Source organism: Brevundimonas sp., from assembly GCF_027487935.1.
Lineage (GTDB): Bacteria > Pseudomonadota > Alphaproteobacteria > Caulobacterales > Caulobacteraceae > Brevundimonas.
Genome location: NZ_JAIYCP010000015.1, coordinates 47882 through 62116 on the forward strand (window position 1 = coordinate 47882; position 14235 = coordinate 62116).

Annotated in this window: 15 protein-coding genes; 6 read left to right on the forward strand and 9 right to left on the reverse strand. The window is 67.3% G+C overall.

The genetic code is table 11. The features are described 5' to 3' along the window. The 3 genes from Q0053_RS05945 to Q0053_RS05955 are packed head-to-tail and all read left to right on the forward strand — an operon-like array spanning position 1 to position 3171. The gene (locus Q0053_RS05945; RefSeq protein WP_298097678.1) at positions 1–1488 is read left to right on the forward strand and encodes a glycosyltransferase family 2 protein; all 1488 of its coding nucleotides are present in this window, start codon (positions 1–3) and stop codon (positions 1486–1488) included. Further along, entirely contained in the window at positions 1460–2353 is an 894-nt protein-coding gene (locus tag Q0053_RS05950) for a class I SAM-dependent methyltransferase (RefSeq protein ID WP_298097373.1), read from the forward strand. The genes Q0053_RS05945 and Q0053_RS05950 overlap by 29 nt, the downstream gene beginning before the upstream one ends. Continuing rightward, positions 2350–3171, forward strand: coding sequence for an RNA methyltransferase (locus tag Q0053_RS05955; protein ID WP_298097375.1), 822 nt, complete (start codon positions 2350–2352; stop codon positions 3169–3171). The genes Q0053_RS05950 and Q0053_RS05955 overlap by 4 nt, the downstream gene beginning before the upstream one ends. Here Q0053_RS05955 and dnaE read toward each other — a convergent pair. After that, positions 3168–6650 carry a DNA polymerase III subunit alpha gene (gene dnaE, locus Q0053_RS05960; protein WP_298097377.1) on the reverse strand — a complete coding sequence of 1161 codons (3483 nt, stop codon included), beginning with the start codon at positions 6648–6650 and terminating at the stop codon, positions 3168–3170. The two genes, Q0053_RS05955 and dnaE, sit on opposite strands and share 4 nt — an antisense overlap. A 259-nt stretch (positions 6651–6909) precedes the next feature. Between dnaE and Q0053_RS05965 the strand changes: the two genes are divergently transcribed. After that, positions 6910–7029, forward strand: coding sequence for a hypothetical protein (locus Q0053_RS05965; RefSeq protein ID WP_235561751.1), 120 nt, complete (start codon positions 6910–6912; stop codon positions 7027–7029). A 3-nt stretch (positions 7030–7032) separates the two neighbouring features. Here the strand turns inward: Q0053_RS05965 and Q0053_RS05970 are convergent, their stop codons facing one another. Next, positions 7033–7452 carry a hypothetical protein gene (locus Q0053_RS05970; RefSeq protein ID WP_298097379.1) on the reverse strand — a complete coding sequence of 140 codons (420 nt, stop codon included), beginning with the start codon at positions 7450–7452 and terminating at the stop codon, positions 7033–7035. 108 nt (positions 7453–7560) lie between these two features. Here Q0053_RS05970 and Q0053_RS05975 point away from each other — a divergent pair, with 108 nt between their 5' ends. Beyond that, positions 7561–7815: a hypothetical protein gene (locus Q0053_RS05975; RefSeq protein ID WP_298097381.1), complete on the forward strand. Its 255-nt coding sequence runs from the start codon at positions 7561–7563 to the stop codon at positions 7813–7815. 24 nt (positions 7816–7839) lie between these two features. After that, positions 7840–8562, forward strand: coding sequence for an SRPBCC family protein (locus tag Q0053_RS05980; RefSeq protein ID WP_298097680.1), 723 nt, complete (start codon positions 7840–7842; stop codon positions 8560–8562). On the opposite strand, the gene Q0053_RS05985 is transcribed toward Q0053_RS05980, so the two are convergent. From Q0053_RS05985 to tsf, 7 genes are all read right to left on the reverse strand, one after another. Then, on the reverse strand, positions 8563–9264 hold the full coding sequence (locus Q0053_RS05985) for an ABC transporter ATP-binding protein (RefSeq protein WP_298097383.1): 702 nt from the start codon (positions 9262–9264) through the stop codon (positions 8563–8565). Next, complete coding sequence (locus Q0053_RS05990) at positions 9257–10561, reverse strand: lipoprotein-releasing ABC transporter permease subunit (protein ID WP_298097385.1); 1305 nt, start codon at positions 10559–10561, stop codon at positions 9257–9259. The genes Q0053_RS05985 and Q0053_RS05990 overlap by 8 nt, the downstream gene beginning before the upstream one ends. Beyond that, the gene (gene proS / locus Q0053_RS05995; protein WP_298097387.1) at positions 10558–11874 is read right to left on the reverse strand and encodes a proline--tRNA ligase; all 1317 of its coding nucleotides are present in this window, start codon (positions 11872–11874) and stop codon (positions 10558–10560) included. The genes Q0053_RS05990 and proS overlap by 4 nt, the downstream gene beginning before the upstream one ends. 173 nt (positions 11875–12047) lie before the next feature. After that, entirely contained in the window at positions 12048–12386 is a 339-nt protein-coding gene (locus tag Q0053_RS06000) for a DUF3088 family protein (protein ID WP_298097390.1), read from the reverse strand. A 4-nt stretch (positions 12387–12390) separates the two neighbouring features. Next, positions 12391–12654, reverse strand: coding sequence for a DUF1467 family protein (locus Q0053_RS06005; RefSeq protein WP_298097392.1), 264 nt, complete (start codon positions 12652–12654; stop codon positions 12391–12393). Further along, positions 12654–13091: a methylmalonyl-CoA epimerase gene (gene mce / locus Q0053_RS06010; protein WP_298097395.1), complete on the reverse strand. Its 438-nt coding sequence runs from the start codon at positions 13089–13091 to the stop codon at positions 12654–12656. The genes Q0053_RS06005 and mce overlap by 1 nt, the downstream gene beginning before the upstream one ends. 148 nt (positions 13092–13239) lie before the next feature. After that, complete coding sequence (gene tsf, locus Q0053_RS06015; RefSeq protein ID WP_298097398.1) at positions 13240–14181, reverse strand: translation elongation factor Ts; 942 nt, start codon at positions 14179–14181, stop codon at positions 13240–13242. Positions 14182–14235: the final 54 nt, after the last annotated feature.

Sequence of the window (14235 nt, forward strand, 5' to 3'; positions counted from 1 at the left end):
GTGATCCGGGCCGGCAAGAGCGATCGGACAGATCGCCGGTACGCCGCCGCGCGATCCGGACCGCCTCTCGAAGAGAGCGCGGCCCTGCGGGCCTTTGCGCCGTTCCAGATCCTGCTGATCATGGCCCTCACCAGCGCGCTCTGTCTCGCCTTCTGGTTCTGGCCTGGTCATCTCGGTGCCACCCTGATCGCCATCGCGGCGACCGCCTTTCTGGGGATGGCCGTCTGGCGGGTCGTCCTGCTCCTGGTCAGCACGGGGCGACCGCTGCAGCCTGAGGAACCGCCAAACTGGCCCCAGTATACCATTCTGGCGGCGCTCCATGACGAGGCCGACGTGGTCTGCCAGTTGATAGAACACCTCAGTCGGATCGATTATCCCCCTGATAAGTTGCAGGGGCTTCTCCTGCTTGAGGCCCATGATCAGGCCACCATCGCCGTCGCCCATGCTGCGGTCAGGCCCCCGTGGCTGAAACTCCTGCTGATCCCGCCGGGAAGCCCCCAGACCAAGCCGCGCGCACTGAACAGCGGCCTCGCCGTCGCCACTGGCGAGCTTCTGACCGTCTACGATGCCGAGGATGCCCCCGACCCCCTCCAACTTCGGGAGGCCGCGGCCCGGTTCGCCGCTGACCCGACGGGCCGCCTCGCCTGCCTCCAGGCTCCGCTGCGCATTCGGGCGGGCCGGCTGTTCCTCGAACGTCAATTCGCCGCCGAATACGCCAGCCTGTTCGAGACAGCCCTGCCGGGCATGGCGCGTCTCGGCCTGCCCTTCCCCCTCGGCGGGACCAGCAATCATTTTCGGGTCGATGCGCTGCGGGCGGTCGGTGGCTGGGATGCCTGGAACGTCACAGAGGATGCCGACCTCGGCTTTCGCCTGTGGGCGCATGGCTGGCGTCTTGGCATGATCTCGCGACCCACCTGGGAGACGCCGCCCGGGTCACTGGCCCACTGGCTGCCCCAGCGGACCCGTTGGCTGAAGGGGTATCTGCAGACCCTCGGTGTGCACAGCCGTCGCCCCTGGCGACTGGGCTGGCGCGGGGCCCTGTCCCTCGCCATGACCGTGGGCAGCGGCCTGGCTTCCGCAGCCATCCACGGGCTGTCACTGGCATGGGTGGCGGCGGCTGTGCTGGTGGCGACCATCGCCGGCCTGCCGCCGGAAACACCCGCCCTTGCGCTCAGCGTGCTCACCCTCGGGGCTGCCACGACCTGGCTGGCCTGCGCCATTGGAGCCCGCCGCGCCGGCGTCAGCTACGGTCCGGTCGACATGATCGCGGCCCCCGCCTACTGGGGGCTCCTCAGTATCGCCTTTGTCCACGCTGCCTGGCGGCTGGTGGTCGAGCCCTTTACCTGGGACAAGACACCTCATCGCCGGGATGGTCCGTTAGCCGGGGCCCGGACTGCGGCCACAGCCGAAACGCACGCCGCGCTGGACGGGACCGCGCCTCTCCGCCTATCAGCGGGTCATGCCGCCGCGCCTGAACCCGACCCCTGAGACCCTCGTCACCCGCGCCTGGGCGGACTACGCCCTGCTGGACAGCGGCGGCGGCCGCAAGCTCGAGCGCTATGGCCGCCATACCGTGGTCCGGCCCGAGCCCCAGTGTTTCTGGTCACCCCGCGATCCGGACGCCTTCGATGCGGCCGATGCGGTCTTCGATCCAACCGACGAGGACGAGACCGGCCGCTGGCGCTTCGCCGGCCATCCGGTCGACAGCTTCCCCCTGGCCTGGCGCGACGTGCGCTTCACCAGCCGCTTCACACCCTTCCGCCATCTGGCCTTCTTCCCCGAGCAGGCGGCCAACTGGGAGTGGCTGGACGGGCGTATCCGCAGCCTGAACCAACCCCGGATCCTGAACCTGTTCGGCTACACGGGCGTCGCCAGCCTCGCCTGCGCTGCCGCCGGGGCCGAGGTCACCCACGTCGACGCCTCAAAGAAATCCGTCGCCTGGGCCCGCGAGAACGCCGGTCTCTCAGGCCTGGCTGACCGCCCGATCCGCTGGATCGTCGAAGACGCCCGCAAATACGTCGCCCGCGAGGTCCGGCGCGGTGTGAAATACGACGGCATCATCCTCGACCCCCCCAAATACGGCCGCGGGCCCACCGGCGAGGTCTGGCGGCTGTTCGAGGATCTGCCGGCCCTGCTCAAGGACTGCGCCGCCCTGCTCTCCGACGACGCGTCCTTCCTGCTGCTCAACGCCTATGCCGCCCGCGTCTCCGGCCTGTCGCTGGCCCATCTGATGGCCGAGGCGACCGCGGATCGCGATGGGGTCATCGACTGGGGCGAACTGGCCCTCGCCGAGGACGGTCCCGACGGCCGCGCCATCGGCCTCAGCTTCTTTGCGCGCTGGTCCGCCAAATGACCGGACCGGCCGACCGCCTCATCACCTCCCTGACCAATGACACGGTCAAGAACGTCCGCGCCCTGCACATGCGCAAGGAACGCGAGTCGACTGGCCAATTTCTCGCCGAAGGTCTGAAGTTTATTGGAGAAGCCCTTGATCAACATCGGGCTCCGCGCCTGTTGCTGGTCGGGGAAGATGCCCGCCCCCATCCGATCCTTGACCGCGCCCGCGCCGCGACCCGCGCCGCCGGCGGCGAGGTGGTGGTGGTCACCCACGCCATCCTCGAAAAGATCAGCCGTCGCGAAAATCCGCAGACAGTGCTGGGCGTCTTCGACCAGGTCTACACGCCCCTCCAGGCCATCCAGCCCGCCACGGCCCCGGCCTGGGTGGCGCTGGAGCAGGTTCGGGATCCCGGCAATCTGGGCACCATCATCCGCACCGCCGACGCGGCCGGCTGCGGCGGGGTCATCCTGATCGGCGACTGTGTCGATCCCTTCTCCGTCGAGGCGGTCCGCGCCACCATGGGATCGGTCTTCGCCGTCGCCATCGCCCGCGCCACGCCGGCGGAATTCCTCGCCTGGCGCCAGAAGTGGCCCGGCAGCGTCATCGGCACCCGGCTGGACGCCACCGTCGGCCATCACGCCGCCGCCATCGAATATCCAGCCCTGATCCTGATGGGCAATGAACAGGCCGGCCTGACGGACACCCTCGCCGAGGCCTGCGACGTCAACGTCAAAATCCCGATGCGCGGCCGGGCGGACAGCCTGAACCTGGCCGTGGCGACGGGTATCATGGTCTATGCGGTGACCGACAAGGCCCCGCTGCAGGACGGCTAGGCATCCTCCAGCAGCACCACCCCCGGCGCCGACTTCAGTGCGCCCCGCAGGGCACCGTCCAGCCGGTAACGGCCCGGCAGTTTCAGCTCGACCTCGCGGCGGCCGTCCAGTGACGCCACCAGCGAGACCTCTCCACCCTTCCCCTCGGACTTCGCCCGGTCCAGCCGCGACCGCAGCGCCGCCGGATCGGCGCCCCGGGCCGAGACATGGATGCGCAGTCCGAGCGCCCCGTCATCGATCAGGGTGTCCAGCCGGCTGGCGTCGTCACCGAAGAAGCGGACCTCGCCATCGGCCGACTTGGCCCGCACCCGCACCATGACCGAGGCCCCGACCTCCAGCACCTCGCGGCATTTGCGCAGCTGCTCCGGCGGGAACAGGCATTCGAACTCACCGGTCGGGTCCGAGAAGGTGACGAAGGCGAATTTCTCACCCGACTTGGCGCTGGCCCGCTCCTGCCGGCGACGGACCACCCCGGCCATCAGGAAGGCCTCATGCCCGCTCTCGGCCAGGGCCGTGGCCTCGGCGACGAAGGTCACGCGCTTGCGCTTCAGGGCCGGGGCTATGTCCTCGAGCGGGTGGCCGGACAGGTAGAATCCGACGGCGGCCAGTTCCTGGTCCAGCTTTTCGGGCCCCACCCAGGGTTCGACCGGCTTCAGCCGCGGTCGCGCCGCCCCGGCCTGGTCCCCGCCGAACAGCGAGACCTGCGACGAAGCCCGCTCGGCGGCCACGCTCTGGCAATAGGCCATCAGGGTGTCGGCCTGTTCGACCAGCTGGCGGCGATTGGAATGGAAACTGTCGAAGGCCCCGGCCCGGGCGAGGTTCTCCAGCGCCCGCTTGTTGACACTGCGAGGGTCGACTCTTTCGAGGAAGTCGAAGATGTCCGTGAACCGCCCGCCGGTCTCGCGAACCTCGACCAGGTGCTTCATGGCTTCGAGGCCGACGTTGCGTATGGCCCCGAGGGCATACAGGACCGCACCGGCTCCATCGTCGTATGCCACGTCGAAGTCGGCGGAAGACCGGTTCACGTCCGGCCCCTTGATCGGCACCTCAAAACGCCGACAATCCTGATAAAATACAGCTAGTTTATCGGTATTGCTAAGGTCCAGACTCATGGACGCGGCCATGAACTCCACCGGATGATTGGCCTTCAGCCAGCCGGTCTGGAAGCTGATCAGGGCATAGGCGGCGGCGTGCGACTTGTTGAAGCCATAACCCGCGAACTTGGCCACCAGATCGAAGATGAAGCCGGACTGTTCCTCCGACACACCCTTCTCCGAAGCGCCCGCCACGAAGCGCGCGCGCTGGAAGTCCATCTCCTCCTTCTTCTTCTTGCCCATGGCGCGGCGGAGAAGGTCGGCCTCGCCCAGCGAATAGCCGGCCAGGACCTGGGCGATCTTCATCACCTGCTCCTGGTAGATGATGACCCCATAGGTTTCAGTCAGAACGTCGACCAGCGACGGGTGCAGGCAGTCGACCGCCTCGCGCCCGAATTTCCGGTCGATATACATATCGATGTTCTCCATCGGCCCGGGCCGGTAGAGAGAGATCAGTGCGGTGATTTCCTCGATCGAGCCGCAGCGCATCTTGCGCAGGGTGTCGCGCATGCCCTGGGATTCCAGCTGGAACACCCCGACGGTCTGGCCCGAGGCCATCAGCTCATAGGTCTTCGGATCATCCAGCGGCAGGCTGTTCCAGTCGACCGCCGCCCCCCGCCGCTCCAGATAGACCCGGGCACGGTCCAGCACAGTCAGGGTCTTGAGGCCGAGGAAGTCGAACTTCACCAGACCCGCAGCCTCGACCCATTTCATGTTGAACTGGCTGGCCGGGATGGTCGAGCGCGGGTCCTGGTACAGGGGCACCAGTTCGGTCAGCGGCCGGTCGCCGATCACGATCCCGGCGGCGTGGGTCGAGGCATTGCGGTACAGCCCCTCCAGCTCCAGCGCCGTATCCAGCAGGGTGCGCACCGCGGTCTCGGAATCACGCGCTTCGCGCAGCCGGGGCTCCATCTCGATGGCCTGGGCCAGGCTTACGGGATTGGCGGGGTTGGCCGGCACCATCTTGGCCAGCCGGTCGACCTGGCCGAGCGGCATCTGCAACACCCGGCCGACATCGCGCAGCACCGCCCGCGCCTGCAGGGTGCCGAAGGTGATGATCTGCGCCACCCGGTCCTTGCCGTAGCGCTCCTGGACATAATCGATCACCTCTTCCCGCCGCTCCTGGCAGAAGTCGATGTCGAAGTCGGGCATGGAGACCCGCTCGGGGTTCAGGAACCGCTCGAACAGCAGGCCGAAGCGCAGCGGATCCAGGTCCGTGATCGTCAGGGCCCAGGCGACCAGCGAGCCGGCCCCCGAACCCCGGCCCGGGCCCACGGGAATGCCGTGGTTCTTGGCCCATTTGATGAAGTCCGACACGATCAGGAAATAGCCGGGGAAACCCATCTGCTGGATGATCCCGACCTCCCATTCCAGGCGGGCCCAGTAGTCGGCCTCGGGCGCAACCGGGGTCACGGCCTGCAGCCGCGCCTTCAGCCCCTCGCGGGCCTGATGCATCAGTTCCTCGGGCTCGGTCCGCCCCGCCCCGGCCTCGAACCGCGGCAGGATCGGCGCCCGCGTGGGCACCAGGAAGGCGCAGCGGCGCGCGATCTCCACCGTCGTGTCGCAGGCCTCGGGCAGGTCGGCGAACAGCTCCCGCATCGCCGCCGCGGGCTTGAACCAGTGTTCGCCGGTCACACGCCGCCGATCCTCCTGACCGGTGAAGGCGCCGTCCGCGATACACATCAGGGCATCGTGCGACTTCGCCTGCGCTGCCCTGGCGTAGTGAACGTCATTGGTGGCGACCAGCGGGACGTCATGGCCATAGGCCCAGTCGACCAGCCCGCGCTCCGCCGGCTTCTCACTGGCCAGACCGTGACGTTGCAGTTCGACATAGAACCGGTCGCCGAACACCCGCGCCATCTCATCCAGCGCTGCATTCGCCTCGGCCGGCTTGCCCTGCACGAACAGGGGGTCGACCGGACCGTCGGGCCCGCCGGACAGCAGGATCAGCCCTTCGGACCGTTCCGCCACCATCGACCAGGACACGCTCGGCTCATCCATCGAACCGGCGTCGAGGAAGGCCGAGGACGACAGGGCGCACAGGTTCAGCCACCCGGCCTCATTCTGCGCCAGCAGGACCACGGTCGGCACCCTGGCCCAACGGTCGCTGATCCTGCCGCCGATGCCGGTGACCGGAAGCGCGCAGGCCACGATCGGCTGAACGCCGGTCCCCTTGGCCGCTTCCGAAAACTCCAGTGCGCCGAACAGATTGGCGCGGTCGGCCACGCCCACAGCCGGCATGCCGGCATCCGCTGCCAGGGTCGCGACCTTGCCCGCCTTGATCGCGCCTTCCAGCAGCGAATAGGCCGAGCGGACCCTCAGGTGGATGAACTGCGCGACTGCGGCTGCGTCGGAAATGGCCAGACCCTCTTTGAGCTGGCCCATCCCCGACTCACGAGATCAGAAACGCTGCCTGCCACGCCATCCAGACGAAGCCGCTGCACGACGCAAGCGACAGCGTATCCTTCACCCAACGCGCCATGATCTTTTCCCCAGATTGCGTGTTCTGCCTATGTTCTATGTTGCGGCTTTGTTCTCGTCAAGTCGATTTGATGGGAACACGACCGGCCAGCTTCTGTAGGGTGGGGCCATCACCCCCTGTGACCGTCTTTCCGGCGAGCAGCGGCGGCGTCGGAGAGCGGCCATGGCCAAGGGTCAAGTCAAGAGCAACAAGGAAGTCCGCAAGCCCAAGGCCGAAAAGCCCAAACCCTCCGTGGCGGTCAGCAGCAGCTCACCCTTCACCACCCCTCCCGGCAAGAAATAGGGCTCAGCCTCCGGCGTCAGGGGCCAGCCGCGCATCGCATTCCGCCACCCCGGCCCCGACTGACGCACCGGCATAGAGATCGCGCGCCGCCTTCCAGACAGCCTGGGCCGGGACTGCACGCCGCAGGCTGTCGAGCGCCAGAGCCCTGAGCCGCAAGGCATTGGCCATATCGACCGACGTTCCCTGCCCGTTGGCGGAATAGAGCGCCGCCGCCTGCTCGGCGTGGGCGAGGGCTTGCTCAAGATGGTCCGCCGCCCGGTCCAGATCGGACAGATGGCGCAGGGCATGGGCCTGGAGCAGGGGCGCGCCGCTTTCCCGACTGAGGGCGGCGGCGCGGGCGTATGAGTTGCGGGCGTCCCCGGCCCTGCCCTCTTTGGCGGCTTCACGCGCCGCATTCAGATGAGCTTCAATCGCGTTGGTCATTGCAGGCTCCGGAGGTGTTGCAGCCTAGCACAGTCTGCGTTCGCGCCGGGCTGTCCTGCCGCAGGCAAGGCGGGTGGCGCGCGATGACGAGGCTTGTCATGGTGGGCCATGTCAGATGAACGCCCGAGCCTGAGCCCCGCCCCCCTGCCGCCTCCGGATCCGAAGCCCGGCCGCGGGCTGCTCGTCGCCATCGCCGCCGGCCTTGTCTACGCGCTGGGCGTCTATGGCTGGACCCGGCTGAATGCGCCGGATTCGGGCATGTTGCTGATCGGCTTCCTGCTCGGCGCACCGATCGCCGCCTGCATCATCGCGGTACGGATAACGGATCCGAGGGGCGTCAAAGGCAGCGGCTCTCATACCTGAGTCTCCGCCCTGACCGTGACCGTCATGCTGGTGTGCGCCGGCGGGGTGCTTCGCGAGGGCGCGGTCTGTCTGGTGATGGCGGCGCCGATCTTTTACGGCTCAGGCATCCTCGCCGGCTGGCTCGCCGGCAAGGCGATGCGCCGGCGCGCGGGGCGGCTGATGTCGCTGTCCATCCTCATCCTGCCGCTGATCGGCGTGCCCTTGGAGGCTGACCGGCCGCCCGAAGCCCAGACCCGGTTCGTGACCAGCCGCATCCATATCGACGCCAGCCCGGAGACCGTCTGGAACGGCCTCACCGATATCCGCGCCATTCGCGACGCGGAACATCGTTGGAATTTCAGCCATGACATCGTCGGCATCCCGCGCCCGAAGGACGCGCGCCTGGAAGGAACGGGTGTCGGTGCCGTGCGTCACCTGGAATGGGGCCGTGGCGTGCGGTTTGAGGAGCACATCATCGCATGGCAACCCGGGCGCGAGCTGGGCTGGACCTTCCACCTCGGACCCGAGGCCCAGACCCGCATGCTGGACGAGCATCTGAAGGTCGACAGCGCCTACCTGCGTCTCGAGGAAGGTCGCTACCGCATCGAGCCGACCGCAGACGGCGGCTCGGACCTTGTCCTGACCACCCATTACTGGATCCGTACGCCGATGAACGAGTACGCGGCCTGGTGGGGCGGCGTTTTCCTCGGCGACTTCCACCGCAATGTGCTGGGCGTGATCAAGGCCCGCGCGGAGGCCACCACCTGATCAGTAGGCCTGGCTCTCCGCCGGCCGTTCTTCCAGATGCCCGTCCTTCAGGGCGAACACCCGGTCCATATGCCCGGCCAGCTCCATATTGTGGGTGGCGATCAGGGCGGCGACGCCGGTGTCCTTGACCAGCCGTTGCAGGGCCTCGAACACGCTCTGGCTGGTGGCGGGATCGAGGTTGCCGGTCGGCTCATCGGCCAGCAGCAGCCGCGGACGGTTGGCCAGGGCGCGGGCCACCGCGACCCGCTGCTGTTCCCCACCCGACAACTGGGCCGGCTGGTGCGTCAGCCGCTCGCCGAGGCCCAGCGCTGTCAGCACCTCCGAGGCGCGTTCGCGGGCCTGGGCCTGTCCGACCCCGGCGATCCGCAGCGGCAGGGCCACATTGTCGCGTGCGTCGAACTCGGCCAGCAGATGGTGGAACTGATAGACGAAGCCGATGCTGGCGAGGCGGATGTGGGTCCGCGCCCGCTCATCGAGGCCGCCGACATCGGCGCCGTCGATGCGGATCTCGCCCGACGTCGGCCGTTCCAGCAGGCCGGCGGCGTGGAGCAAGGAGGATTTGCCCGAGCCCGAGGGCCCGATCAGGCCGACGACCTCGCCCGGCATGACGTCCAGATCCACGCCCTTCAGCACGGTCAGACCGCCCGAGGCGGTGTCATAGGTGCGGGTGACGCCCCGCACGGAGAGGACGGGCCTACTCATAGCGAAGCGCCTCGACCGGATCCATTTTCGCCGCCCGCCAGGACGGCAGCAGCGAGGCGAAACAGGACATGAAGACGGACCACAGGGTGACCCAGACCACGTCCATGGCGTCGACCTCGGCGGGGATGGAATCCAGCATATAGACGTCCGCGTTGAACAGCTGGACGCCCAGAACCCACTCAAGGAAATGCTGGATCGCTCCGATGTTCAGACAGAAGACCAGTCCCAGGACCAGGCCGGTGATCGTCCCCGCCACCCCGATGGCCGCGCCGGCGATGAAGAAGATGCGCAGCATCGACGACTGGCTGGCCCCCACGGTGCGCAGGATGGCGATGTCCCGGGTCTTGTTCTTCACCAGCATGACGATGCCGGAAATGATGTTCAGAGCCGCGATGGCGACGACGAGGCCGAGGATGATGCTCATGGCCACCCGCTCGACCTTGAGCGCGCCCCAGAAGGCCGCCAGACGGTCACGCCAGTCGCTGACGATGGCGCTGCGGCCGGAGGCCATACGCACCGGCTGGATCAGCTCACCGACCCGGTCCGGCGCCTCGACCTTCAGCTCGATCACGTCCCAGACGCTTTCCTTGCCGAAGAACAACTGGGCCTGTTCCAGCGGCATGAAGATGAAGGCGCGGTCGAAATCGGCCGTGCCCGAGGTGAACACCCCGCCGATGCGATAGGTCTTCTCCAGCCCGCCCAGATTGCCGAAGGCACTGTCGGCACCGGTGGGCGAATAAAGGCTGATCGGATCACCCACCCGAAGCCCCATGCTCTCGGCCAGCGCCTTGCCGATCAGGATGTCATCACCGCCGTAGGCCCCCTGTCCGAAAGCGCGGCGCGCCTCGGGCGTCAGGCTGTCGAAGACATAGGACATGGAGTCCAGGTCCTGAGGGCGAATGCCCCGCACCACGGCCCCGGTCGTCTGGCCGGCGGCGCGCACAAGCGCCTGGTTCTCGGTCAGGGGCGAGACACTGACCACACCCGGGACCGCCGCGATCCGCGTCACGGCCGCCTCGCGGTCGGGATCCACCAGCACCTGTCCCTGGACGTACATATGGCCGTTGAACGACAGCATCCGGTCCAGCAGCTCATTCCTGAACCCGGCCATGATGCTCATGACGATGATCAGGGCCATGACCGCCAGCGCGATGGCCACATAGGAGATGATGGCGATCAGGGCGATGCCGCCCTCCTTCCGCCGGGCGCGCAGATAGCGCAGCGCCAGTTCGAACTCCCAGGCCGAGAACGGGCCGGCGGGCTTGGTCGGCTTCAGTGCCGCCGGCACATCCGTCATCCGCGCACCTTCGCCAGCGCCTCATCCAGCGGGATCGAGAGCTTCTCACCGGTCGCGCGGCGCTTCAGCTCCACCAGCCCCTCGGCCACACCCTTGGGCCCGATCGTCAGCTGCCAGGGAATGCCGATCAGGTCGGCGGTGGCGAATTTCCCGCCCGGCCGCTCGTCGGTGTCGTCATAGAGCACGTCCTTGCCGAGGGCCTCGAGCTTGGCCACCGCCTCTTCACAGGCCACGCAGACCGCCTCGTCATTAACGCGCAGATTGATCACCACGACATCGAACGGGGCCACGGAGTCCGGCCAGATGATGCCGCCCTCGTCATGGCTGGCCTCAATGATGGCCCCCAGCAGGCGCGACACCCCGACGCCGTAGCTGCCCATATGGACTTCGGTGTCCTTGCCGTCCGGACCGGCAACACGGGCCTTCATCGGGGCCGAGTATTTGGTGCCGAAATAGAAGATGTGCCCGACCTCGATGCCGCGCGCGGTCAGGCGGTCGGCCTCGGCCGTCTGGCTTTTGAACTGGGCCGCGTCATGCATTTCCTCGGTCGCGGCATAGAGGCCGGTCCGCTCGTCGACGATGGCCTGCAGCTCATCCCAGTCCACACCGGCACCGGGCGCGGGCATCTCGACCAGTTTGCGGTCGCAGAACACCTGGCTCTCGCCCGTGTCGGCCAGGACGATGAACTCATGGCTCAGGTCGCCACCGATCGGGCCCGTGTCGGCGCGCATCGGCACCGCCTTCAGCCCCATCCGGGCGAAGGTGTTCAGATAGGCCACGAACATCCGGTTGTAGGCCTTGCGTGCCGAGGCCTCATCGATGTCGAACGAATAGGCGTCCTTCATCAGGAATTCGCGCCCGCGCATGACGCCGAACCGCGGTCGGCGCTCGTCGCGGAATTTCCACTGGATGTGAAACAGGTTCAGCGGCAGCGCCTTGTAGCTCTTCACGAAGCCGCGGAAGATGTCGGTGATCATCTCCTCGTTCGTCGGCCCGTACAGCAGCTCGCGCTCATGCCGGTCGGTGATGCGCAGCATCTCCGGACCGTAGGCGTCATACCGACCGCTCTCACGCCACAGATCGGCCAGCTGCAAGGTCGGCATCAGCAGCTCGACGGCCCCTGCCCGCTCCTGCTCCTCGCGCACGATCTGCTCGATCCGGTTCAGCACCCGCAGGCCCAGCGGCAGCCAGGCATAGATGCCGGCGGCCTCCTGTTTGATCAGGCCCGCACGCAGCATCAGCTGGTGCGAAACGATCTGGGCGTCGGAAGGCGCCTCTTTGAGCGTGGGCAGGAAGTAGCGCGACAGGCGCATGGGCAGAATCCGGCGTGGGAGGCTTGGAGCAAGAGCTTTAGCCGGGTCATCGGGGCGAAAGCTAGGCCGGTTCGAGGATTAGGGTGTGGGGTTTGGGGTATGGGGCGTGGGGGTTCTGGTCATGCGAAAGACCGGGCCACCCCACACCCCACACCCGATACCCCACACCCTGCTCAAGGATGCGGCCGCGCAATCCCGTAGCGCGCCGCCAGATAGGGGATGATCGCCTCATCCTGCAGGAAGCGTCGGCCCGTCGCCGCGCTGGTCTGTGCCTCGGGCCAGTCGAAGGTCTCGTCCAGCACCAGGATCGGGCAGCTCTGGTGATCCTCACCGACCAGTTCAATCACCGGAGGGCGCGGTCGGGGATGATCGAGATAGGTGATCTCCAGCCGGTCCCGGAGAAAGGGATGGAAGGCCAGCACACCCTCGACGATCGCGCCGGGCGGGCAGTACCAGGGCCCGCCCTGATCGTCGGTCCAGCCTGGATTGAGCAGCAGCAGCCTGTCCGTCATGGCGTCACGGAACCGGCGGGGCCAGATCGGGCAGCGGCATCCAGCCGATATAGACCAGCACCATCACCAGCAGCCAAAGCAGGGCCGAAACCCAGGTCGTGGTGATGAATTTGCGCTTCAGGTCCGGCTTCTCCGGCGCACCCCACTGTGCCCCGTCGGTAGGCGGCTCATGCCGCTCCTGTGAGGTCCCCAACGGGAGGACGGCAAACAGCACCGTCCACCAGCAGATGATATAGACCCCAAGCATGGTGACGATACCGATCGGCATCAGTGCGCTCCGCTCTCGTGATTGCCCCTGGGCGTTTCCATCAATTCGACCAGAACGCCACCCATATCCTTCGGATGGACGAAGATGATCGGCGTACCGTGCGCCCCGATGCGCGGCTCGCCCGTCCCGAGGATGGTCGCCCCCTTGGCCCGCAGGGCGTCCCGGGCGACCAGGATGTCCTCGACCTCGAAACAGACATGATGCTGGCCACCCCTCGGGTTCTTCGCCAGAAATCCATGGATGGGGCTGTCGTCGCCCAGCGGCTCTATCAGTTCGATCTGGCTGTTCGGCAGGTCAATGAAACAGACCCTCACCCCCTGCGCCGGCAGGTCGAAAGGCGCCTTTGCCTTCGTCGCACCGAGCAGGTCGCGATACATCGCGACGCTGGCCTCGATGGACGGCGTGGCGACGCCGATGTGGTTGAGTTTGCCGATCATGCCGGAAGCTGTAGCGGGTGTCGGGCGCGCCGAGAAGGCGTCGTGATTGTCGCGTCCCGGCCGGCCACGGCATCCTGCTGGGAGCGGCAATGAAAAAGGGGCCGGCGGTTTCCCGTCGGCCCCTGTCTTCAATCGTGGAAAGTCCGACCTACTGGCCGGCCGTCATCGCGGCGACTTCCGAAGCGAAGTCCGGTCCCTCGACCTTCTCGACGCCTTCACCCAGCGCCAGGCGGACAAAGCCGGCCAGGTGCAGGCCGGGGGCACCCAGTTCCTTGCCCGTGTCAGCGACCAGCTGTTCGATGGTCACGTCGGGGTTCATGACGAAGGGCTGTTTGATCAGCACCACATCCTTCTGGAACTTGTTGATCTGGCCTTCCACGATCTTGGCGATCATGGCTTCCGGCTTGCCTTCTTCGCGGGCCTTTTCGGTCAGGACCTGACGTTCCTTCTCGATGGCGGCCGGGTCCAGATCGTCCGTGTTCAGCGACAGCGGGGCCGTGGCGGCCACGTGCATGGCGATCTTGCGGCCCAGTTCGCGCAGGGCGGCCTTGTCGCCGCCGCCGTGCAGGGCGACCAGCACGCCGATACGGCCGAGGCCCGGCGACACCGCATTGTGGACGTAGGAGGCCACGACGCCTTCGTCGACCGACAGGCGGGCGGCGCGGCGCAGCTGCATGTTCTCGCCCACCGTGGCGATCAGGTTCGTGACCTCGTCCTGGACCGACTTGCCGCTCTCCAGTTCGGCGCCGTGCAGACCTTCCAGCGTGGCGTGCTCGAGGCCCAGCTGGGCGAACGACTTGGCGGCGTTCTGGAACAGGTCGTTGCGGGCCACGAAGTCGGTCTCGGCGTTGAACTCGATGGCGGCACCGACTTCACCGGCGCCGACGTCCTTCGAGGCCACGGCGACGAGGCCTTCAGCGGCGACGCGGTCAGCCTTCTTGGCGGCCTTGGACAGGCCCTTGGCGCGCAGCCAGTCGATCGCGGCATTGATGTCGCCGTCGGTTTCCTGGAGCGCCTTCTTGCAGTCCATCATGCCGACGCCGGACTTGGCGCGCAGTTCCATCACGAGGGCGGCGGTGATCTCGGCCATGGGTAGTCTCCTTGGATATGCGTATGCGGGAACGGCCGGGCTGATCTAGCCCGG